The following is a 20,217-nucleotide window of genomic DNA, read 5'->3' as shown; positions in this document are numbered from 1 at the left end:
CGCTCGCGCCTCAGCAGCGCCCGATGGCATCGGCCCGATCGTTCGTGCCGCCCGGCATGTTGGGCCTTGTCGCCCCGGGCCCGAGACGGTCGAGAGTGATCGAACTGCCGTTGTCGTACAGGCAGTAGGTGTAGCTCGTCTTGTTCGCCCAGCTGCTCACCCTGTCGTGGTCAGCGGCATCGACGTTGCGGAACACCGGGCTGCCGTACTGGCGCGGAATTCCGGGGAAGCCCGCGTCGACCCAGAGGCAGACGTTTCCCGACTTGCAGTCGCTCAGAGACTGTGGCTCCATGGTCGGCTCCGCGTGAGCCGACGTCGCCATCATGGCGCCGATCAGCGCCGCCGCGCCGCAGAGAGGCAGGACGATTCGGGTGAAGTTGCGTTTCATCGGTATTCCCCTGGTTCGTTGGCGAATGGGCCTTCATCGTGGACAGGACGCCGCAGCCGGGTCGTCACCCTGAACGCGGCTTTCCCGTGTACGCAAATCTGCGTACAGCGCGTGGCCCACGCCCGCGGCTAGGGTCGTGAGGGTGGACGGCGCCAGGAAACGAGCGCAGGGCTGGTGGGCGGACGGGTGGCCATGCCTGCCGTTCCTGGCCGCCGGCCTGGTGGGCACCCAGCCCGCGGCCTTGTTCCAACCCGACTCGACCCGTCCGCTGGGGCCGCCCGCGTACGCACTGGTGGTGGTCGCGGCACTGGCGCTGGCCGGGCGGAGCAGGCCGGGCATGGTGCTGACGATCAACGGCGCGGCGGTGGCGGCCTACCTGGCGGCCGGATATCCGTTCGGACCGATCCTGCTGACGGTGCCCGCCGCCATGTACTACGTCGCGGCGGCGTGGCCGGTCGGTCGGGCGGTGGCGGTCGTGGCGGCGGACTTCGGGGTGCTGGTGGTGGCCCTGTACGCCAAGACCCTCGCAGAGGACGGGATCGGCTCTGTGAACGTGTTCGCCTGGGGCGCGATCGCCCTGGCCGCGCTGGCGTCCGGGATCACCGTACGGCTGCGGCGGGAGGCCGCCGCGGGCCTGCGCACCGAGCAGGCGAGGCGCATGGCCTCCGAGGAGCGGTTGCGCATGGCGCAGGATCTGCACGACACCATCGGCCACGGGCTGGCGGCCATCGCGATGCAGGCCGGAGTCGCCCTGCACATGCTCGACCGCGACGTGACCGAGGCCCGGCACGCCTTGGAGGCGGTGCGCGCCACCAGCCGCGAGGGGCTGGACAGCCTGCGCGCCGGGCTGGAGCGGCTGCGCGGCGACCAGCCCGCGCAGCGCGGGCCGGTGCCCGACAGGCCTGGGCTGGATCTACTGGACGAGCTGGCTGACCGAGTGCGGACGGCCGGGGTCGAGCTGGACGTGGACCTCCAGCCGGACCTTCATCTAGCCCGCCCGGTGGAGGAAGCGGTGTTCCGCATCGTGCGGGAGGCGCTGACGAACGTCCTGCGCCATGCCGGTGCCGTTCCCGCCCGGGTCGTGGTCCGCCGCGACGGGGACGACCTGCTGGTCGAGGTGACCGACACGGGCGCCAGGGCGGAAGCCGGCCCCGGCCCGGCGGCCCCGGGAGGACTCGGCATCCGCGGCATGCGCGCGCAGGCCGAGCGACTCGGCGGGAAGATGGAGGCCGGTCCGCTGCCCGGCGGGGGCTTTGCGGTACGGGCTCTTCTGCCGATGGAGGCCGGGACATGATCCGCGTGGTGACCGTTGACGACCAGGCACTGATCCGCGTCGGCGTCCGGACGTTGCTGCGCTCCGAGCCCGACACCGACTTGGTGGGTGAGGCCGCCGACGGCTGCTCCGGGCTGGCGCTGATCCGCCGCACCCGGCCGGACGTGGTGCTGATGGACATCAGGATGCCCGAGGTGGACGGCTTGACCGCGCTGCGGGAGATCACCGGCGATCCGGCGCTGGCATCGGTGCGGGTCGTCATGCTGACCACCTTCGGCCTGGACGAATACGTCTTCGAGGCGTTACGGGACGGCGCCAGCGGATTCGTGCTCAAGGACGCCGACCCGGCCGAGCTGTTACAGGCGGTACGTGTGGTGGCCCGGGGCGAATCGCTGCTGTCCCCGTCGATCACCCGTAGCGTGATCTCCCAGTTCGCGCGGCGCACCCCCTCGGTGGTCGCGCATCCAGGCATCAAGGGCCTGACCGAACGCGAAGGCGAGGTGACGGCCTGGGTCGCGGCCGGCCTCTCCAACGACGAGATCGCGGCCCGTCTGGCCATCAGCACGGAAACCGTGCGCACACACGTCAGCCGCGCGATGCTCAAACTCAAGGCCCGTGACCGTGCCCAGCTGGTGGTGTTCGCCATCCAGTCCGGCCTGGTCCCTCCGATGTGAGCGCGCAGGCGCTGTCTCCGCAGCCGGCCGCGCCCGCGACAGCACGCCTGGCTCACCTGGGGGTGCGACTTCGAGGTGCTGGATCCGCCGGAGCTGGTCCCGGTGCTGCGCGAGGTCCGCGACCGCCTCGACCGGGCCGCGGCCTTGTCTGGTCGACGAGGGTTCTGGCGGCAACGGCGGAGCTGACGGGGTGCCCTCCACGGTGTGCCTGGCCAGCCTCCATCCAATATGTTAACCGTGGTTCCCGTTTCTTTCAGAGAGGTACGTACGTGGCCGAGTCCGACGAGCTGGAATCCCTCATCTCGCAGGGGCGCAAACACGGGGTGCGCAAGCGGGTCATCCTGCTGCAGGCGGCCCGGCTCTTCGTGGAGCGCGGTTACGCCGACACCGGGATCGACGACATCGGGGCCGCGGTGGGCATCTCCGGCCCCGCGGTCTACCGGCACTTCCCCGGCAAGCAGGCCATCCTCCTCGCCCTGATCGAGTTGTCGCTGGAACGCCTTCAGGAGGGGACGCAAGCCGCGCTGGCCGACCGGGACCGGGACCCGCAGGAGGCGCTGATCGCCCTGGTGGACTGGTTCTCCCGGTCGTCCGTCGAGAACCGGAGTCTGACTCTGATCATGCAGGCCGAGCTGCTGTGGCTGCCGGAGCAGGATCGGCGGCGGCTCAACCGCCAGATGCGGCAGATACGTGAGGAGTGGGTCGGGTTGCTGATCGAGGTGCGGCCGGAGCTGTCGGACCTCGCGGCGCGGATCGCCGTCACCTCCGTCATGGGGATGGTGACGGCGGTGCTCGCCGCCCGGTTGAGCGACGACGTCCGGGCGCTGAGTGTGCACCTGCGGGCCCAGATGCTCGCCGTCCTGCATGTGCCGGCTGGGTTGTGACGGCTCTGGATCAAGCAAAAAGTTAATCTGTATATACTTTTTGCCATGGGAGGGCGCTGTCGGAGCGGACTCGGCGCACGGTCCGTGAGCGCTCGTCCTCTTATGGGACGTCGTAGCGCCAGTCGTCGCCACTGGTGCGAGCCAGAACGAGGGGCAGAACATGATGGAACGCACAGTCGAGGCCAACGGGATCCGTCTGTGGTGCGAGACGTTCGGTGATCCCGCCGACCCCGCGCTGCTGCTCGTGATGGGGCTCGGCGCCCGGGGCGCCACCTGGCCCGACGAGCTCTGCCGGCTTCTCCAGGAGGAAGGCCGGTACGTCATCCGCTACGACAACCGGGACACCGGGCTGTCCGGCTGCGTGGATTACGAGGCCAACCCGTACACCATGGTCGACCTCGCCCAGGACGCGGTCGGCCTGCTCGACGGCTTGGGCATCGCCACGGCGGACGTGGTCGGCGCGTCGATGGGCGGCATGATCGCCCAGGAGATCGCGCTCGAACACGCTGACCGGCTGCGCACCCTGACGGTCATCATGTCGAGCGCCGAGCCCCTCGACCCCGCGACCAACACCTTCCGGGGCACGGTACGCGATCCACGGCTGGCCGCCTGGGACGCCGAACAGATCGCCAATCCGCCCAGCACCCGGGAGGAGCACGTCGAGTCGCATCTCAAACTGGCGCGCATTCTCGCCGGACGGCTGACGGCGTTCGACGAGGCGGCCACGCGCGCGATCATCGAGCGGGAGATCGAGAACGCCACCGATGCGGGCCACGCCTCGAAGAACCACATCCTCGCGGCCTTCGCCTCCCGCGACCGTTCCGGGCTTGTCGGCTCGATCACCGCTCCGACTCTGGTGATTCACGGCTCGGACGACCCCATGGCGCCCTTCGCCCACGGGAAGGCCCTGGCGGCGGCGATTCCCGGCAGCGAGTTCCTGCCCATCGAGGGAATGGGGCACGGGTTCCCGCCGCCGGTGATTCCTCGGATCTCCGGCGCGATCCTCCGGCACACCGGGCGATAGCCGACAACCGTCGATCGCGGGGAGCCGCCCGCGTACGGCAGGTCGTGCCTCCTCGACGTTCTACGCCCGCACTGCTCGATGCTGCGTTCCGCAGCTCGTGTTCGACGGGGAGACACGCCCGGTTCGCGGGACGGGCGTTGAGGCTTTGGGCGAAGCCGGGCACAACTGATCGGACCGACCCGCCTTCGGGGAAGCGCGGAACCCGGCGGCCGAGCAGTGCGCTCGCCGGGGGGCGTTGACGTGTCACCAGATCACTCCCCGTAACTGGCCGATGCCTGCCTCCCCCTGCCACGGAAATCACCGTTCGGCCGACGCCGCGGTCCTGCAGGCCATCGACCTGCTGCGCCGCGCCAATCCCGAGGTCTTCTTCGACGTCCGTTTCAACGCCTCCTCCGGCGGGGCCACCGAGCACTTCTTCGTGGGCCAGAACGACCACGGCCGCGTCAACCCGCCGCAGAACGAGGGGCTGGACGCCGCCACCGACCTGGTGATCTCCGGCTTCGGCGGCAACGACGCCCGCTTCGGGCCCATGCTGACCGCCATACTCGCGAAGAACATCGGCCTCCGGAACAGCATCGTGGCGGAGGTCGCGCCGCTGCTCGACGTCACCCGCACCTCCGAGCAGGAATGGGCGGACTCGGAGCCGCCGCGTCCGCCGTTCGTCCGCCCGCTGACGCAGCCGACGACCCTCTCGGCGCGTCTGGTGCGACTGGTGCGGGCGATGAACGTCGCCACCAGCGGCAAGGCCAGGATCATGATGGTCAACTATCCCCAGCCCTTGGCGGAAGGTCTCACACCGGGAGGCCTGATGAGGTGGCTGGTGAGCTCGGGCGCTGGCGGGTCACTACGCCCTGATGATCGCGGGTGAGCTGGGGCTGCGCCTCAAGGCGGCCGACGGAGCGCCCCCACCGGCCGGGGCGGCGGAGCCGTGCGACGCCGAGCCCAGCGACCGCCACTACCTGCCCGCCACGGCCACCCAGGGCGGCGGCACCGGTGGTGGCGGGGGAGGCGGCACCAGCACCTCCCACGTGGGCCCACGCTCGACCATGTGGTTCGTCAACATCGACACGCCGCCCTTCCACCCGGGTCCCCAGCCCAGCTCACAGCCCAGCGCACAGCCCACCTCGGGAACGGGGACGCCGGAGCAGACGCCGCGGTGGACCATCTATCCGGTCGACACCGTCCGGCCGACCAACCCGCCCATCTCCTTCGACCTGACCCAGCCACTGCCCTACCTGTGGCCCGTGCCCACCAATGGAGGAAGCCCGTACCGTTTCGAGTTCGAGGTGAAGATCAACGCCGACCAGCTCCTGAGGTAAGGAGCAGGCCCACGGCTCACAAGCCGGGGCGGCGGGAAGCGAAGGCGACCCTCTCCTCGCGGGTCTCCGGTGTGCGCTGAGCTCAGGTTTAAGGTTGCTGAAAGGGCGGTGTCTAACGTTCTGCGCGGCAACGTCAACCGCAAGGAGTGACATGAGGACAATCGCCGCCATCGCCGCCACGCTGATGCTCGCCTCCTCCCCAGCCGCGGCCGAACCCGAGGACAGCGACCGGGAGATCCCCCTGGCGCACATCGAATACACGACCGGTCTCACCGTGAGCTTCTCCGACAGCCAGCCGTCCGACGAGGTGGGGATGTCCCAGGTCGGGATCATCGGCAGCGCGCCGCTCATCGCCTGGGACCGGAGCAACAGCTACCTGCAGACCTACCTGGAGATCACCCCGCCCGACGTGCCGGTGCCCCAGCGCCTCGTCGAGGACCACGGCGCCGACCTCCCCGCCGAGCTGCGGGGGCGGCGGATCACCAGCGAGCCGGTCACCGTACGCGGCCTGACCGCTCCGGCCGCGGCCGTGCTCTCCGCGTCGTGCACCGCCGAACACTGGGGGTCGCACCTCTGGCACGACAACGCCCAGGCCGGCCTGGCGCCGAAGTCGTACACCACCCTCGACTTCGGCGGCTTCAAGGAGCGTCGCGCGGAGAGCTTCATCTTCAACTGCCTGCCGATGGGCTCGCCGAGCTCCCTGTGGGCCCGGCACCGGCTGTACTACTGGAACGGCACCAGTTGGTGGAAGCAGGCTGACGAGAAGGTCGCCCCCGGGCACCAGGCGGAAGAGGTCAAAGGCAAGATCAAGCTCCACCGCAGGGTCAGCTACGACGACGGCTGGGGGTCCAGCCCCAACTGCCTCGGCGGAGCCTGCAAGTACACCCGTGAGGGACGTTTCACCAGCTGACAGGTGACCGGCCGCCTGCCGGACGACACAGGAGCCGGAGGTCAGCGCAGGACGGCCGCCAGCAGGTCCGTGCCCAGCGTCGTCATCTCGGGCAGGTTGAGCGTGTAGTGGACGTAGCGCCCGTGCCGCCGGGTCGTGAGCAGGCCCGCGCGGCGCAGGACGGCGAGGTGGCGGGAGACCTCCGGGGGCGACAGCTCCCAGGCGTGGGCCAGCTCGCCGGTGGTGTGCGGGCCGCGGGCCAGGGTGCGCAGCAGCCGCAGTCGTACCGGATGGGCGAGTGCCTCCAGCCGCAGGGTGACCGTCTCCAGCGACACCGGCTCGGACGGATCCGGCTCGGCCACGGGATACTGCACCACCGGCTGCCATCCGGGCGCGTGGACCACCACCAGGTGCGGGCGGCCGAAGTCACTGGGGATGAAGGTGACCCCGGCGCCGTGGGCGGCGGTCGCATTGTCCTGCAGTTTGTCCACGACGATGCGGTTGCCGTCCGGCGTCAGGGTGACCGCGCCGGAGACCGAGGCGAGAGCCGCCCCGATGCCCTGGCGCTTCAGCAGGTCGTTCTTCAGCCGCAGGTCGGTGGCCAGCCGCACGGCGACGCCCGTCCAGGCGGCGTCGAAGAACGCCTCGGCGCACTGTTCGAGGGTGTGGCGCACCCGCGCCCGCACCGCGGCCGGGTCGGCGAGCAGCCGTTCCGCGAACGCCTCCTGACGTTCGCCGCGCGCTTGGGCCAGGTCGAGGGCCCGCTCGCGCGCGGTCGCGTCGGCGAGCGGCGACGGCGCGGCGAAGTGCACCCGATTGCTGCCGCACGTGGTGACGAGCGCGGCGGTCACATAGGTCTCGTCGTCGATCCGGTCGACATCGTCCAGCTCCTCGGCGAGGGTCTGGCGGGGCCGGGCCGGGACCAGGAAATCGGCTCGCGAGGAACGCCAGAGGAACTCCGCCTCTCGCAACCGCTCGGCCAGCTCCGGCGGCATCCCGGACCAGACGTCCCCGGCCCAGCCGGCCAGCCGCGGATGATGCCCGGGTTCGGCCAGGACGTGCAACATCGCGGTCAGCTCGGCCAGCGGGGAGGCGGCGAACCGCAGCCGCTCGGCCGGCAGGCCGGTGATGTCGATGCGCAGCGTCATCCCTCCATCATCCCTGGCCGGACGGCCGATGACGGCGTCGGTTGACGATCTCCGTCAACCGACGTGCCGCGTCCGGCGACCCGGCACGACCGTTGGCGCCATGGCACCCACCACCGGAGTCCAGCTCCGCGTCCTCCTCCGCGCCTCCGGAGGCCCCCGCTACGCCGTCGCCCTGGCCGTGGACGCGCTCGGCACCGGCCTGCTGCGGCCCTTTCTGCTGCTCTACGGGGTGACGGTGCTCGGACTGTCCGGGCCGGTCACCGGCGCCGCCATGACCGCCGGTGTCGTCGCGGGTCTCGGGTGCATGCCCGCGGTGGGCCGATGGCTGGACCGGGGCGCGCGCAGCACGGTCGTGGCGGCGTCGATGCTGGTGCGGGTGCTGGGCGTGGTGTTGCTGGCGGCCACCCCGGCGGGGAACGTCTGGTTGTTCGCGACGGCGGCGCTCTTCCTCGGCATCGGCAACCAGGCCTGGCCGGCCGCCCACGCCGCCCTCGTGGCCACGCTCTCCCACGGCCGGGAGCGCGACGCCGCCCTGGCGGGGGGCCGCGCGCTGCGCAACGCCGGCCTGGGCGCCGGTGCGCTCCTCGCCACCGCCTGCCTGGCGGGTGGCGCCACCGCGTTGCAGGCGCTGGCGGCCGTCACCGGGCTCGCCTACCTCGTGGCGGCGGCTCTGGCGTGGTCGGTACGCGTGCACGCTCATCCGGCCGCCGCCGCCGCGGCCACGGACGGGGACGGCGAGCCCGCACCCCGGATGCGCGGGCTGCTGGCCGCCAACGTGATCTACGTCTTCTGCCTCAACGTCCCCGAGATCGCGCTTCCGCTGGTCCTGGTGACGCAGATGCACGCGTCCCCGGTGTGGTCGGCGGCCATCTTCGTGGCCAACACGGTCCTGGTGGTCACGCTGCAGGTTCCGGTCACCGTCCTGATGTCCCGTTTCTCCCGCCGGTCCGTGCTGGCGTTCGCCGGGGTGGTGCTCACCGCGTCCTACCTCGGCTTCCTCGCGGCCGCCTTCCTGGGACCCGGCTGGGGCGCCCCGGCCGTCGCGGCGGTGTCCGTGGTCTGCACCCTCGGCGAGATCATCTACGCGGGCAGCGCCACCGCGCTCGTCACCGCCCTCGCCCCGGCGCGGGTCCTGGGACGCACCCTCGCCCGCTTCCAGCTCTCCACCGGCTTCGGCCTCGCCGTCTCCCCGGCGGTCATCACCGCTCTCGCCCCCCACGGCCCGGCCGCCCTCTGGGGCGGCCTCGCCACCGCGACGCTCCTGTCCGCCGGTGTCGTCAGGGGAGAACGAGCTCCGCGAGCTGGGCGCGGGCGGTCACGCCGAGTTTCGGGAAGGCCTTGTAGAGGTGCTGGCCGACGGTTCGCGGACTGAGGAACAGGTGCGCGGCGATGTCCTTGTTCGACAGCCCCTGGGCGGCCAGGTTGACGATCTGCCGTTCCTGCGGTGTGAGCTGGGCGAAGCGGTCGGCGCCGGTGTTGCGCTGGGTGCTCCAGCCGGTCGCGCCCAGCTCCGTGCGTGCCCGGTCGGCCCAGGGGCGCGCGCCGAGCCACTCGAACGTCTCCAGCGCGGCCCGCAGGTGCTCCTGCGCGTCGCCGGTCTGGCGGGCCCGGCGCAGCCATTCGCCGTACAGCAGCTCGGTGCGGGCGCGGTCGAAGGGGCGCTCGTGCGCGTCGAGCGCGGCGCGGAAGTGCGCGTCGGCTCCGGGGTCCGGGATGATGGTGCTGGCCAGCAGGGCACGGCAGCGGGAGACCAGGGCGTCGGCCCACCGCTGGCGCAGCATCCCGGCCCAGGATTCCAGACGGGCCAACGGCTCGGCCGCGCGGGCGCTCCTGCCGCTGCGCAGGGCCGCTTCGACCAGGTCGGGCACCAGGTGCATGGCGGGGGTTCTGTTGCGTGCCTTGCCGTACACCAGCGACTCCAGCCCGAGCAGCGCCTGCTCGGGACGGCCCTGGCCGAGGTCGAGAAGCGCGAGCGCGGCCGGGGTGGCGGTGGCGGGGTCCAGCGGCTCTCCCTGAACGGCGGCGAGCTGATCCAGCAACGCGGTGGCCAGGCGTGACCAGGCGGGCTGTCCGGTGTCCGCGGCGATGTTCACGGCCTCCTCGGCGAAGGCGCGCGCGTCGGCGTAGCGGCCGCGGGCGTGTTCGACGTGGCCCATGAAGGTCAGCGCCTGGGGCAGCAGCCCGACGCGGCCCTCGGCGCGGATGGCGGCGGTGGCGGCCAGGGCGAGCTGGTGGGTGCGGGCGTCCCGGTCGGCCAGGCCGAGTCCGCCGATCAGCAGCAGCCCGCGCCGGTCGGGTCCGGCCTGGGCGCGGGCGCGCTCCACCACCTCGGCCAGCGGCGGCAGCTCGGTGGTGAGGCGGCCGAGGGTGAGCGTGACGAACCACCGGCACAGCTGGTGGATCGGGACGACGTCGTCGCCGGGCGGCACCTTCAGCGCGTCGAGCTGCTCGGCCGTACGGTGGGCCATGTCGCGGTCGCCGTCGAGCCAGATCATGGAGGCGGCGTCCAGCAGCAACCACGCGGCCGAGCCCGGGTCGGTGGCGGCCAGGTGGTCCACACCGGCCGACAACATCGCGTGCGCCCCTTGCAGGTGGCCCTCGCCGTAGTCGGAGCAGGCCCGCACGCGGATCAGCCGGGAGGTCAGCTCGGCGCCCGGGCTCCCGGCGCCGAGCGCCAGAGCCCTGGCCCGATCGAAGCGACCGCTGAACTCGGTGGCCTCGGCCGCCAAGGTGAGCCTGCGGGCACGTTCCCCGGCCGACGGGCTCAGCGCGGCGGCGCGCTCGTAGGCCGCGGCCGCCGCGGCGTAACCGCTGCGGGCGTGGGCGCGGGTGGCGGTCTCCTCCAGCCGTCCCGCGACCTGCTCGTCGGCGGTGAGCGTGGCGGCGGCCAGGTGCCAGGCGCTGCGGTCGGCGTCGGCCGTGCCTTCCAGGACCTGGCTGAGGGTGTGGTGGATGGTCAGGCGCCGGGCCAGTGGTGTCCGCTGCCAGATGGCCGCCCGGACCAGCGGATGCCGGAACTCCAGCCGCGAGCCGTCGGCCGTCCGGATCAGACCGGCCGCGCCGATCTCTTCCAGGTGCTCGGGAGCGGAGCCCAGCACGCGCGCCGCCGCCAGCACGATCGCCGACTCGGCGGTGGCGTCGGCGGCGGCGACCTGGAGCAGGACGCGGGCCGCCGTCGACAGCCCGTCCACCTGGTGGGCGAAGGCTTCCTCCAGCCGTGAGGTGAGCGAGAGCTCCCCTTGGCTCTCGCCGGACTTCGGCAGCTCCAGGAGCGCCAGCGGGTTGCCGGCGGACTCGGCGAGGATGCGCCGCCGGAACTCCTCGGTCAGCGGGCGGGCGGCGGAGTCGAGCACCTCACCTGAGGCCGCCTCGTCCAGGCCCGCCAGCTCCAGCACCGTCAGGCCGGGTGCCGTGAACCCGGCGCGGGCGGCCAGCAGCATCGCCACTCCTTCGCCGGCCAGCCGCCTGGCCGCGATGACCAGCGCGTCCGCCGAGGCATGGTCGAGCCACTGCACGTCGTCGACCAGGCACAGCACGGGGCCGTCCTCCGCCAGCTCGGCGAGCAGCGACAGGACGGCCAGCCCGATCAGGAACCGGTCTCCCGTGCCGGCCGGGCCGAGCCCGAAGGCGCCGCGCAGCGCGGCGGCCTGCCGTTCGGGGATGCGGTCCAGACGGTCGAGCTCCGACCTGAACAGCAGGTGGAGCGAGGCGAACGGGAGTTCGGCCTCCGCCTCGATGCCGGTCGTCCGCAGGACCCGCAGATCGCCGGCCGCCGCGGCGTGATCCAGCAGGGCCGTCTTGCCGATACCCGGCTCGCCGAGGAGGACCAGGGCGCCGCTGACACCCGTTCGGGCGCCGGCGAGCAACGTGTCAATGGTGCGCGTCTCGCGCGTTCGCCCCCGAAGCATGTGTCGCAGTATTACCTATGAGATGACTCATGCTGGCGTGTCGCCTGTTGCCTAACGTTGTGGACATGAAGCCCTTCAGTGTGAACATTGCCCAGGCCGACCTTGATGACCTGCACGAACGGCTGCGCCGCACCCGGTGGACCGGGGAGATCGCGGGGCAGGGCTGGAGCAGGGGCGTGCCGCTCGACTACCTCAAGGGGCTGGCCGACTACTGGCTCAACGACTTCGACTGGCGGGTGGCCGAGGCCGAGTACAACAAGCACCCGCAGTTCGTCACCGAGATCGACGGGGAGGACATCCACTTCCTCCACCTGCGTTCCAGTTCGGAGGACGCGCTGCCGCTGCTGCTCCTGCACGACAATCCGGGCGGTGTGATCGGGTTCCTCGACGTCCTCGAACCGTTGTCGCGAGACTTCCACCTGGTCGTCCCCTCGTGCCCGGGGGTCGGCTTCTCCGGCTACCTCTCCTCGCCGGGCTGGACCGTCCCCCGTACGGCTGCCGCCTTCGCCGAGCTGATGTCCCGGCTCGGCTACGAGCGGTACGGCACGCAGGGCGGCGGCGGTGGCGCCAACCTGGGGCTGGAACTGGCCCGCCAGGTGCCGGAGCGGCTGGTGGGCGTGCACGTCAACGCCTTCGTCGCCTTCCCCTCCCCGGAGGAGAGCGAGTTCACCGCGGACGAGCAGCGACGCCTGGGCATCATGCAGAACTTCATGCAGGAGGGCCTCGGCTTCAACCAGATCATGTCCACCCGGCCGCAGACCATCTCCTACGGGCTGACCGACTCGCCGGTCGCGCAGCTCGCGTGGATCGTGGAGAAGTTCAAGGAGTGGACCGACTCGGCCGCCGAGCTGCCCGAGGACGCCTTCTCCCGTGACCGGATCCTGACCGACGTGAGCGTCATGTGGTTCACCGCCACCGCCGGCTCGGTGGCCAACCTCTACTACGAGATGGGCCACGACCCGGGCGCCTACGCGCCCAAGCCCCGGGTGACGGTTCCCACCGGGGTGCTGCTGGCCAGGGAGGACGTCACGATCCGCCGCTTCGCCGAGCGCGATGCCAACGTCGTGCGGTGGACCGAGCTGGCCGGGGGCGGGGCGTATCTGGCGCTGGAGTCGCCAGAGCTGTTGGTGGAGGACGTGCGGGCCTTCTACGCCGACCTCACCACCACTGGGGAGTGACCCGCGCGGGCATCGTGCTCGGAACTCGGCCGAGCACGGTGCCCGAATACGTCATCGTCATGCGGGTGAATTAACAGCGAACCGCTCCGGACACGGAAAGCGACGTTACCGATCCATGAATGCTCGCGATTCGCCGTTCTGGTCGGAATTTTGGAGACCCTAGCGCATCGCGTTGCGAGTTGTCAGCCGAATGATTAAAGCGCCCCGGAAGCCCGTTCCGAGTCAGAACGGCCCCTCGCCGGTCGATTTCCCGTTCGTTGTGTCAAGTGATCATCATGGCTTATGGTGTTCGGCGTCCGGCCGAAGATTTCATCGCCGAATACCACGGGGACCCCTCATATGTCACCTCAGCATTTATTTCGATCGCGCCGTTTCCTGGTCAACCGCCTGATCAGATGGGGCGGCGTCTCGGCCGCCGCGGCGCTCGTCGCCTCGGTCATGGTGGCCGGAGCGGACGCTCGGAACGGCCAGGCCGCCCTCCAGGACGCCGCCCTGATGGCCATGACCAGCGGGAACACCGGGGTCGCCACGCCGACCGCGTCGCCCAGGCCGACCCGCAAGCGTAGGCCCACCCACAGGCCCACCGCCACCGCAAGGCCGACGAAGACGCCGACTCCGACGAAAACGCCGACGCCGTCGTCCACCCCCACCAAGACCACGACACCGACCCCCACCAAGACGCCGACCGCGTCGCCGCCCCCTTCGAACGGCTCCGCCCTCACGGCGCGGCCCAACGACGGCTCGGGCTACTGGCCGGACTTCTCCAACACCGGCTACTCCCGCACCCCCGCGAACGCCGCCGGCCTCGGGCTGGGCGCCTATCCCGGCAAGCTCGCCGACTACGCGACCGGCATGAGCGCCGACAAGCCGTTGCGGGTCGAGTACCCCGACAACAGCGTCATCTCCTTCAAGCGCTTCACCGCCTCGAAGGTGTACATCTACGGTGACAACCTGACGTTCGTGGGCTGCCTGTTCGAGGGCACGAACCCCAACGACAACCTGGTGCAGATCTACTCCGACACCACCATCAAGTTCCTGTACTCGACGTTCAAGCCCAGCTCCTACGCCACGCCTCCGGGCAACGACGGCAAGGTGTCGTCCGCGCACGCCAAGCCGGGCACGCCCTTCGACAAGTCGTGGCAGCTCATGACGACGATGAAGGAAGCCGTCGCCGTCATGGACCACAACGACATCTGGGGCAACGCCGGCCTGATCATGGTGACCGGGTTCCCCGGCCGGCCCTCGACGTGGACGAACAACTACATCCACGACATGGCCGACACCGCACGGGACGTCTACCACCATGACGGCATCGGTCCGCAGAGCGAGGGCAACGGCGGCCACATGATCGTCAACCACAACACCCTGGCGTCCCTGGGCAACACCAACGGCCTGGCGCTGCAGGGCAAGGGTGTCTATCAGGACGTCTCCGTCACGAACAACTACATCTCCGGATGGGGTTACGCCCTCAGCATCGGCACGGCCGACAACGCCAAGAACATCACCGTGACCGGGAACGTGTTCTCGGCCGAGCTCGACCAGCTGCACGGCTTCCTGTACGGCGGCATCTGGGGCGGCACGGCCCGCGGTTCCACCTGGCGCGACAACCGCGTCCAGGCGCGCACCGGCGACGGCAACCGCGGCTACACGCCGGCCGACAACGCCAAGTACCTGTGGCCGGCCGGCACCGCCAAGGCCACCGACTACACCGGCTGACCCACCGCGCCCGGCGCCCGTCCCTCAGCCGACGGGGACGGCGCCGGGCGCGTCCCGTCCTGCGGACCGGAACAGCTGGGGGCGGGGAAGCCGGTTACCCGGCCGAGACGGTGACGTTTCCGGACCCCGTGGTCAGCGACAGCTTGCGCGGTGAGGAACTGTCCTTCTTGACGGAGACGTCGGCGTCACCGGAGGTCGTTCTGGCCCGCACGTCATAGGTCTCGTCGGGGACGGTGAGCACGACGTCGCCCGAGCCGGCCGACACCTCGACGCCTTCCGGCGCGACCGCGTACTTCAGGTTGACCTGGCCGGATCCCTCCTTGACCAGGAGCTTCTTGCCGCCGAGGCCGTCGCCCTTGATGTCGCCGGAGCCGGCCTCAACGTCAAGAGGGCCGGTGAGCGACCTCAGCGTCAGGTCGCCCGACCCGGAGTTCAGCTTGACCTGCGTCCCCTTGGGGACCTCCACCTTGTACTCGACCCCGCAGGTGCCCCACGACTTCTGGCAGTCGTAGGAGACGGACAGCGTGTCGCCCTCCACCTTGTGCGCGGCCTGCGGCTTGTCGTTGCTCCAGTAGAGCCTCTCGGTCACGCTGACGTTCGTGGCGTCCGACTCGGTGACGGTCACGTCCCCGCTGCCGCTTCTGAGGTGAAGCCGCTGCACCTTCTCCTTGACCTGGTACGTGCTGGTCTCCTCGTTCTTCGGTTTGCCGATGGCGTCCAGGCCGCACCCGGTCAGGAGTACCGCGGAGGCCAGCAGGCCGCCCGCGATCGCAGTGATCTTCATGTCGTCCATCCTGTCCGGGATGCCGCCCGGCCTGCATCAGGGATGCCCCCGACGGGCCCCCGGGATTGGACGCCCCCGTCCGTGCGCGGGGTCAGGGGCGTCCTCCGTCACTCGGGCCGGTGGAAGGCGATCTCGGGGTTGGCGGGGGAGGGGCCGTCCAGCAGGGGTTGCTTCCTGCCCTTGAGGTGCTGGTCGAAGAAGGCCGCGACGTAGACGCGGGTGAGCGCCGTCCCGCGTTCCGCGTCGATGGCGTCGGGGGACGACAGGCCGAGCTTGCTCTGCGCGAGGGCCAGGTCGGTGAAGGTGCTGTGCTCGGCGCGGGCGACGGTGAGCCAGCGCTTCCAGCCGTCCAGGACCTTCCAGGTCCTGTCCCAGGTGTCGTCCTTGCCGGGCGTGTGGTCGCGTTGGCTGCCCATGAGCAGGAAGGGACGCTTGCCGAGTCCGGTGGCGGGGAGGGTGGCGTCGACGGTTCCGTCCAGGTTGATCCCGGCCTTGACCCGCAGGTCGGTGAGCATGGTGGTGGAGGCGGCGTCGCCGCCGATCGAGTGGCCGGCCATGCCGATGCGCCTGGCGTCGATCAGGCCGGCGCGTTTCCAGGCGGGATGGCGGCCGGTCAGCCGGTCCAGGACGAAGGAGACGTCCTTGGCGCGGTTCCTGCTGATGGTGGCCTTGCCGCCCTCGGGAGGTCTGGGCTGGTCGCACAGGGGTGCGCAGGTGAGCAGCCCGACGCCGGGGAAGACGGTGCCGGAGGATTCATAGGCGTGGTCGATCGAGGCGACGACGTACCCGCGGCTGGCCAGGTCCTCGGCCAGGAAGGTGAGGCTGGCACGGGGCAGGCCGAGTCCGGGCGAGAGCACCACCAGCGGGTGGCGGCCCTTCTCGGGCGGGGCGCCGGCGCGGGCGTGGGTGCGGATGCCGCTGATGACCTCGGCGGGCACGTCGGCGCCGGGGGCCTTGCGCCGCAGGAGGGACGCGGCCTCCTCCGTGCTCATGTAGGGGGCGGGCGGCCCGGAGACGGAACGGGCGGGGTAGTGGATCGAGAGCATGAGACGACGCGGCCCCGAGGAGGGCACCCAGGGATCCTTGCGGCTCTGGTCGGCCAGGTACAGGGTGTCGCGGCCGACCGGATCGGGGCCGGTGGGGCGGGGCAGTTCCAGCCGGAGGGTGGCCGGCGGCGGGGACCCGGCGCCGGTTCGCGCGGCGGACGCGGTCGCCGTGGCACAGGTCATGGCGGTCAGGGCCAGGCAGGCCGTCAGCGGGACGGTCAGCAGAGGCGAGATCATCGCATTCCTCTCAGTACGGTCAGACGTCGCGGCGATGCACGACGACGAGGGTCAGGACGGCGGCGGCCAGCGGCCAGGCCGCGAAGACGGCCCAGGAGCCGGTCACCGTGGGAAGGGCGGGGTCGTCGCGGAGCTGGGGCAGCCCCAGGCAGGTGCGCCAGACGTAGAACGGGACCAGGGCGTACAGGTCGTTGAGCCACTGGTGGACGGTCGGCCGGAAGAAGGTCGGCACGATGACCAGCACGCCGCAGACCGAGACCACCGCGCCCGCGGTGTGCCGCACCAGCGCGCCGATGCCCATGCCGACCAGCGCCGACACCGGCGCGAGCAGGGCGTTGGCGGCCAGGACGCGCAGCACGCCGGGGTCGCCCGGCCGGACGGCGACGCCGAGATCGGACAGGATGGCCTCGCTGACGCCGAACGTGGCCGCCGAGACCAGCGCGCCGGTCACCAGCGTGACGGCGCCCACGACGACGAGCTTGGCGGCCACGACCCGGTGGCGGGCCGGGACGGCGGCCAGGGTGGTGCGGATGAGGCCGGTGGCGTACTCGCCGACGATCGTCAGCGCGCCGACGGTGCCCGCGCCGATCATGAGCAGGGTGGCGGCCAGCCCGCTGAACGCCTCGCTCAGTGGATCGAACAGGGCTTTCTCCCGCGCCGTGAAGCCGGGCCAGCTGTTGTGGGCGTTCAGGCTGCTCTGGACGGCGAACGCGACGATGGCCAGCACGCCGAGGCCGACCAGCCACCGGGTGGAGCGGAGCGACCAGAGCTTGATCCATTCGGCGGCGAGCAGGTCGCGGAAGCGGGCGGGTTCCGTCAAGGCGCACCGGCCCCGTCCATGGCCCGGTAGTCGGCATGACGGGCGGTCAGCTCCATGAACGCCTGCTCCAGCGAGGCGGCGCGGGGGGCGAGTTCCCGCAGCAGGATGCGCCGCTCGTAGGCGAGTTCGCCGACGCGGGCGGCGGTCAGTCCCGTGACGGTCAGGGCGTCGCCGTCGTCCTGCCGCACGTGGGCGCCGGCCTGGGTGAGGACGGCGGCCAGTTCGGCGGGGTCGGGCGTGCGCACGATGACGCCCGCGCCGGTGCCGCGGGCGGCGAACTCGGCCACGCTCTCGTCGGCGATCAGCTCGCCGCGCCCGATGACGACGAGCCGGTCGGCGGTGTGTTCCATCTCGCTCATCAGGTGGCTGGAGACGAGCACCGTGCGTCCCTCGCCGGCCAGGCGGCGGAACAGGCCGCGCACCCAGCGCACCCCCTCGGGGTCCAGGCCGTTGACCGGTTCGTCGAACAGCAGCACCGGCGGGTCGCCCAGCAGCGCGGCGGCGATGCCGAGCCGCTGGCGCATCCCCAGCGAGAACCCGCCCACCCGGCGGCGCGCAGCGCTCTCCAGGCCCACGTCCCGCAGCACCTCGCCCACCCGGCGGCGCGGCAGGCCGTTGCCAGCGGCCAGCGCGCCCAGGTGGGCGGCGGCGGTGCGCCCGCCGTGCACGTCGCCGGCGTCCAGCAGCGCGCCGGCATGCCGCAGCCCGGCGCGGTGCCGGGCGAAGGGGCGTCCCTCGACGGTGGCGCTGCCGCTGGTGGGGCGGTTCAGGCCGAGGATCATCCGCATCGTGGTGCTCTTGCCGGCCCCGTTGGGGCCGAGGAACCCGGTGACGCAGCCCGGTCGCACGGTGAAGGTCAGGCTGTTGACGGCCGTCACCTCGCCGTAGCGCTTGGTCAGTTCGTTGACTTCGATCACCCGGCCAACGTTGTCGCAGGCAGGGCGGGCGGGACATCTGGCCGCGGGCCGGTTCACGCGCGAGCGGGGTGGCCCACGGGCCTATGCCCGTAGGCCGATGCCCGCGGTGTCCATGGATGACTACGATCGTCCGGGTGCGCGAAGAAACGCCCAGGCCACCCCTGACGCAGCGGCTGCCGCACGGTGTGCGTACGGCGCTCGCCTGGTGCGCGGTCGTGGCGTCCCTGCCGCTGCTGTACGTCGTGACGCTGACCGACGGCGAGGACCCGCTGCCGGCGGACGCGGTCCATGCGGGAGTCGCCGTCGCGATGGCGCTTCCGCTGGTCTGGGCACGTCGGCGGCCAGGTGTGGTGCTGGCGGTGCTGCTGGCCGAACTGCTCGTGGCCATGGCGGCGGCGCAGCCCGTCGAGCGGGTCTGGCCGCTGCTGCCGGCGGCCGACGTGCTGGTCTGCGTCGTCACGGCCACCCGCGCGCGCCGTACCGGGCTGGTGGCGGCGGCCGTCGCCTTGACCGTCCAGGAGGCGGCCTGGCACGCGGCCCTGCTGGGTCAGGGGCTGCGCGTGCTCGCGCCGGGCTTCCTCGCGCTGTCGGTCCTGCTCGGCCTGGGCGTCGTGATCGCCTGGACGGCGGGGACGGTCCTGCGGCAACGACGCGAGTACGGTGCCGCGCTGCGCGCGCAGGCCGAGCTCCAGGCGGTGACCGCCGACCGGTTGCGCATCGCGCGTGAGCTGCACGACATGGTCGCGCACAGCATCGGCGTGATCGCCATCCAGGCCGGGGCCGGGGCCCGGGTGCTCGACACCCGCCCGGAGCAGGCCCGCGACGCCCTCGGCGCGATCGAGACCGCCAGCCGGCAGACTCTGCAGGGGCTACGGCACCTGCTCGGCCTGCTGCGCGAGCACCCCGCCGCCGCGGAGCCGCCCCCCGGGTCGGGGCTGGCCGACCTCGACCGGCTGGCCGAGACGACCGCGGCCGCCGGACTCCGCGTGGACGTGCGCCGCCGGGGCCGCCCGCGCCCGCTGCCCCCGGCGGTGGACCGGTGCGCCTTCCGCATCGTCCAGGAGTCGTTGACCAACGTCATCCGCCACGCCGACGCCCGTCACTGCCGGGTCGTCCTCGACCACACGCCGGGCGAGCTGCGCATCGACATCACCGACGACGGCCGCGCCACCGCCGCGGCAGGGCCCGGCGGCGGGTACGGGATCGCCGGCATGCGCGAAAGAGCCGCCCTGCTCGACGGACGCCTCAGCGCCGGGCCACGCCCGGAGGGCGGCTTCCGCGTCACCGTCACCCTGCCGCTGCCCGGTCCCGCCTCGGTGCGGGAGTCCGGACGGAACGCCCCTGTGGAGGCACGTTGACCATCCGCGTCCTGCTCGCCGACGACCAGCCGCTCATCCGCGCCGGCCTGCGCATGGTCATCGACACCGCGCCCGGCATCGAGGTCGTGGGGGAGGCCGGGACGGGGGCCCAGGCCGTCCAGCTCACCCGGCGGTCGCGGCCCGACGTGGTCGTCATGGACATCCGCATGCCCGGCACGGACGGCATCGAGGCCACCCAGATCATCACCGCCGAGTCCCCGGCCATCCGCGTGATCATGCTCACCACGTTCGACGACGACGCCAACGTCCACGCCTCCCTGCGGGCCGGGGCCAGCGGCTTCCTGGTTAAGGACATGGCCTTGGAGGACATCCTGTCCGCGGTCCACGTCGTGGCCGCCGGGGACGCGCTGATCGCGCCCGGCGTCACCCGCCGGCTCATCGCCGAGTTCGCCGGGCGTCCCGAGCCTCGCCCGCGCGAGCTCCCCGGGGTCACGGCCCGGGAACGCGAGGTGCTGACGCTGGCCGGGCGCGGCCTGTCCAACGCCGAGATCGCCGCGAGTCTGCACATCAGCCCCGGCACCGCCAAGGCCCACATCGCCAGCCTGCTCTCCAAGCTCGGGGCCCGCGACCGCGTCCAGCTCGTCATCGCCGCCTACGACGCCGGCCTGGTGTCCCCGGCCCCATGAGGACAGG

At 71.9% G+C, this 20,217-nt stretch carries 19 protein-coding genes; 12 read left to right on the top strand and 7 right to left on the bottom strand.

Annotated elements, in window-relative coordinates:
* Positions 1-10: 10 nt before the first annotated feature.
* Positions 11-388: a peptidase inhibitor family I36 protein gene (locus ACWCSU_RS25205; protein WP_357708405.1), complete on the bottom strand. Its 378-nt coding sequence runs from the start codon at positions 386-388 to the stop codon at positions 11-13.
* A 142-nt stretch (positions 389-530) separates the two neighbouring features.
* Here ACWCSU_RS25205 and ACWCSU_RS25200 point away from each other — a divergent pair, with 142 nt between their 5' ends.
* The 7 genes from ACWCSU_RS25200 (at position 531) to ACWCSU_RS25170 (ending at position 6,472) form a co-directional block, all read left to right on the top strand.
* Positions 531-1,682, top strand: coding sequence for a sensor histidine kinase (locus ACWCSU_RS25200; RefSeq protein ID WP_449937944.1), 1,152 nt, complete (start codon positions 531-533; stop codon positions 1,680-1,682).
* Positions 1,679-2,335 (top strand): response regulator, encoded by a 657-nt coding sequence (locus ACWCSU_RS25195; RefSeq protein WP_449937942.1) that lies wholly within the window; start codon positions 1,679-1,681, stop codon positions 2,333-2,335. The genes ACWCSU_RS25200 and ACWCSU_RS25195 overlap by 4 nt, the downstream gene beginning before the upstream one ends.
* A gap of 269 nt (positions 2,336-2,604) precedes the next feature.
* On the top strand, positions 2,605-3,219 hold the full coding sequence (locus ACWCSU_RS25190) for a TetR/AcrR family transcriptional regulator (protein ID WP_357708409.1): 615 nt from the start codon (positions 2,605-2,607) through the stop codon (positions 3,217-3,219).
* 160 nt (positions 3,220-3,379) lie between these two features.
* Positions 3,380-4,243, top strand: coding sequence for an alpha/beta fold hydrolase (locus ACWCSU_RS25185; protein ID WP_449937939.1), 864 nt, complete (start codon positions 3,380-3,382; stop codon positions 4,241-4,243).
* A 271-nt stretch (positions 4,244-4,514) separates the two neighbouring features.
* Positions 4,515-5,111, top strand: coding sequence for a hypothetical protein (locus ACWCSU_RS25180; RefSeq protein ID WP_449937937.1), 597 nt, complete (start codon positions 4,515-4,517; stop codon positions 5,109-5,111).
* Positions 5,098-5,562, top strand: a complete 465-nt coding sequence (locus ACWCSU_RS25175; protein WP_449937935.1) for a hypothetical protein — start codon at positions 5,098-5,100, stop codon at positions 5,560-5,562. Before ACWCSU_RS25180 ends, ACWCSU_RS25175 begins: the two co-directional genes overlap by 14 nt.
* 151 nt (positions 5,563-5,713) lie before the next feature.
* Entirely contained in the window at positions 5,714-6,472 is a 759-nt protein-coding gene (locus ACWCSU_RS25170) for a hypothetical protein (protein ID WP_449937932.1), read from the top strand.
* Between the two features lie 41 nt (positions 6,473-6,513).
* Here the strand turns inward: ACWCSU_RS25170 and ACWCSU_RS25165 are convergent, their stop codons facing one another.
* The gene (locus ACWCSU_RS25165; protein ID WP_357708416.1) at positions 6,514-7,599 is read right to left on the bottom strand and encodes a DUF5937 family protein; all 1,086 of its coding nucleotides are present in this window, start codon (positions 7,597-7,599) and stop codon (positions 6,514-6,516) included.
* A 100-nt stretch (positions 7,600-7,699) separates the two neighbouring features.
* On the opposite strand from ACWCSU_RS25165, the gene ACWCSU_RS25160 reads away from it, so the two are divergent.
* Positions 7,700-8,971: an MFS transporter gene (locus tag ACWCSU_RS25160; protein ID WP_449937930.1), complete on the top strand. Its 1,272-nt coding sequence runs from the start codon at positions 7,700-7,702 to the stop codon at positions 8,969-8,971.
* Here the strand turns inward: ACWCSU_RS25160 and ACWCSU_RS25155 are convergent.
* Positions 8,877-11,507 carry an ATP-binding protein gene (locus ACWCSU_RS25155; protein WP_449937929.1) on the bottom strand — a complete coding sequence of 877 codons (2,631 nt, stop codon included), beginning with the start codon at positions 11,505-11,507 and terminating at the stop codon, positions 8,877-8,879. The genes ACWCSU_RS25160 and ACWCSU_RS25155 overlap by 95 nt on opposite strands.
* 65 nt (positions 11,508-11,572) lie before the next feature.
* Between ACWCSU_RS25155 and ACWCSU_RS25150 the strand changes: the two genes are divergently transcribed.
* Both ACWCSU_RS25150 and ACWCSU_RS25145 read left to right on the top strand, forming a co-directional pair.
* Positions 11,573-12,685, top strand: coding sequence for an epoxide hydrolase family protein (locus ACWCSU_RS25150; RefSeq protein ID WP_449937927.1), 1,113 nt, complete (start codon positions 11,573-11,575; stop codon positions 12,683-12,685).
* A 339-nt stretch (positions 12,686-13,024) separates the two neighbouring features.
* Positions 13,025-14,401 carry a hypothetical protein gene (locus ACWCSU_RS25145; protein WP_449937925.1) on the top strand — a complete coding sequence of 459 codons (1,377 nt, stop codon included), beginning with the start codon at positions 13,025-13,027 and terminating at the stop codon, positions 14,399-14,401.
* A 94-nt stretch (positions 14,402-14,495) separates the two neighbouring features.
* On the opposite strand, the gene ACWCSU_RS25140 is transcribed toward ACWCSU_RS25145, so the two are convergent.
* The 4 genes from ACWCSU_RS25140 to ACWCSU_RS25125 all read right to left on the bottom strand — a co-directional run bounded on the left by ACWCSU_RS25140 (position 14,496) and on the right by ACWCSU_RS25125 (position 18,205).
* Positions 14,496-15,185 (bottom strand): DUF4097 family beta strand repeat-containing protein, encoded by a 690-nt coding sequence (locus ACWCSU_RS25140; RefSeq protein ID WP_449937923.1) that lies wholly within the window; start codon positions 15,183-15,185, stop codon positions 14,496-14,498.
* 107 nt (positions 15,186-15,292) lie between these two features.
* On the bottom strand, positions 15,293-16,468 hold the full coding sequence (locus ACWCSU_RS25135) for an alpha/beta hydrolase family protein (protein ID WP_449937921.1): 1,176 nt from the start codon (positions 16,466-16,468) through the stop codon (positions 15,293-15,295).
* A gap of 19 nt (positions 16,469-16,487) precedes the next feature.
* Positions 16,488-17,288: a hypothetical protein gene (locus ACWCSU_RS25130; protein WP_449937918.1), complete on the bottom strand. Its 801-nt coding sequence runs from the start codon at positions 17,286-17,288 to the stop codon at positions 16,488-16,490.
* Positions 17,285-18,205, bottom strand: coding sequence for an ABC transporter ATP-binding protein (locus ACWCSU_RS25125; RefSeq protein ID WP_357709177.1), 921 nt, complete (start codon positions 18,203-18,205; stop codon positions 17,285-17,287). The genes ACWCSU_RS25130 and ACWCSU_RS25125 overlap by 4 nt, the downstream gene beginning before the upstream one ends.
* A gap of 116 nt (positions 18,206-18,321) precedes the next feature.
* Between ACWCSU_RS25125 and ACWCSU_RS25120 the strand changes: the two genes are divergently transcribed.
* Both ACWCSU_RS25120 and ACWCSU_RS25115 read left to right on the top strand, forming a co-directional pair.
* Positions 18,322-19,563, top strand: a complete 1,242-nt coding sequence (locus tag ACWCSU_RS25120) for a sensor histidine kinase (RefSeq protein WP_449937917.1) — start codon at positions 18,322-18,324, stop codon at positions 19,561-19,563.
* Entirely contained in the window at positions 19,560-20,210 is a 651-nt protein-coding gene (locus ACWCSU_RS25115) for a response regulator (protein WP_449937916.1), read from the top strand. Before ACWCSU_RS25120 ends, ACWCSU_RS25115 begins: the two co-directional genes overlap by 4 nt.
* The last annotated feature ends 7 nt before the right edge of the window (positions 20,211-20,217 follow it).

Source organism: Nonomuraea sp. NPDC001699 (assembly GCF_053596455.1).
This window is presented reverse-complemented; position numbering and strand designations above follow the sequence as displayed.

Bases quoted from the DNA above. Each gene is read 5' to 3' on its own strand.
- ACWCSU_RS25205 (WP_357708405.1), bottom strand. From the start codon at position 388: ATGAAACGCAACTTCACCCGAATCGTCCTGCCTCTCTGCGGCGCGGCG.
- ACWCSU_RS25195 (WP_449937942.1), top strand. From the start codon at position 1,679: ATGATCCGCGTGGTGACCGTTGACGACCAGGCACTGATCCGCGTCGGC.
- ACWCSU_RS25185 (WP_449937939.1), top strand. From the start codon at position 3,380: ATGATGGAACGCACAGTCGAGGCCAACGGGATCCGTCTGTGGTGCGAG.
- ACWCSU_RS25180 (WP_449937937.1), top strand. From the start codon at position 4,515: ATGCCTGCCTCCCCCTGCCACGGAAATCACCGTTCGGCCGACGCCGCG.
- ACWCSU_RS25175 (WP_449937935.1), top strand. From the start codon at position 5,098: ATGATCGCGGGTGAGCTGGGGCTGCGCCTCAAGGCGGCCGACGGAGCG.
- ACWCSU_RS25170 (WP_449937932.1), top strand. From the start codon at position 5,714: ATGAGGACAATCGCCGCCATCGCCGCCACGCTGATGCTCGCCTCCTCC.
- ACWCSU_RS25165 (WP_357708416.1), bottom strand. From the start codon at position 7,599: ATGACGCTGCGCATCGACATCACCGGCCTGCCGGCCGAGCGGCTGCGG.
- ACWCSU_RS25160 (WP_449937930.1), top strand. From the start codon at position 7,700: ATGGCACCCACCACCGGAGTCCAGCTCCGCGTCCTCCTCCGCGCCTCC.
- ACWCSU_RS25155 (WP_449937929.1), bottom strand. From the start codon at position 11,507: ATGCTTCGGGGGCGAACGCGCGAGACGCGCACCATTGACACGTTGCTC.
- ACWCSU_RS25150 (WP_449937927.1), top strand. From the start codon at position 11,573: ATGAAGCCCTTCAGTGTGAACATTGCCCAGGCCGACCTTGATGACCTG.
- ACWCSU_RS25145 (WP_449937925.1), top strand. From the start codon at position 13,025: ATGTCACCTCAGCATTTATTTCGATCGCGCCGTTTCCTGGTCAACCGC.
- ACWCSU_RS25140 (WP_449937923.1), bottom strand. From the start codon at position 15,185: ATGAAGATCACTGCGATCGCGGGCGGCCTGCTGGCCTCCGCGGTACTC.
- ACWCSU_RS25135 (WP_449937921.1), bottom strand. From the start codon at position 16,468: ATGATCTCGCCTCTGCTGACCGTCCCGCTGACGGCCTGCCTGGCCCTG.
- ACWCSU_RS25120 (WP_449937917.1), top strand. From the start codon at position 18,322: ATGACTACGATCGTCCGGGTGCGCGAAGAAACGCCCAGGCCACCCCTG.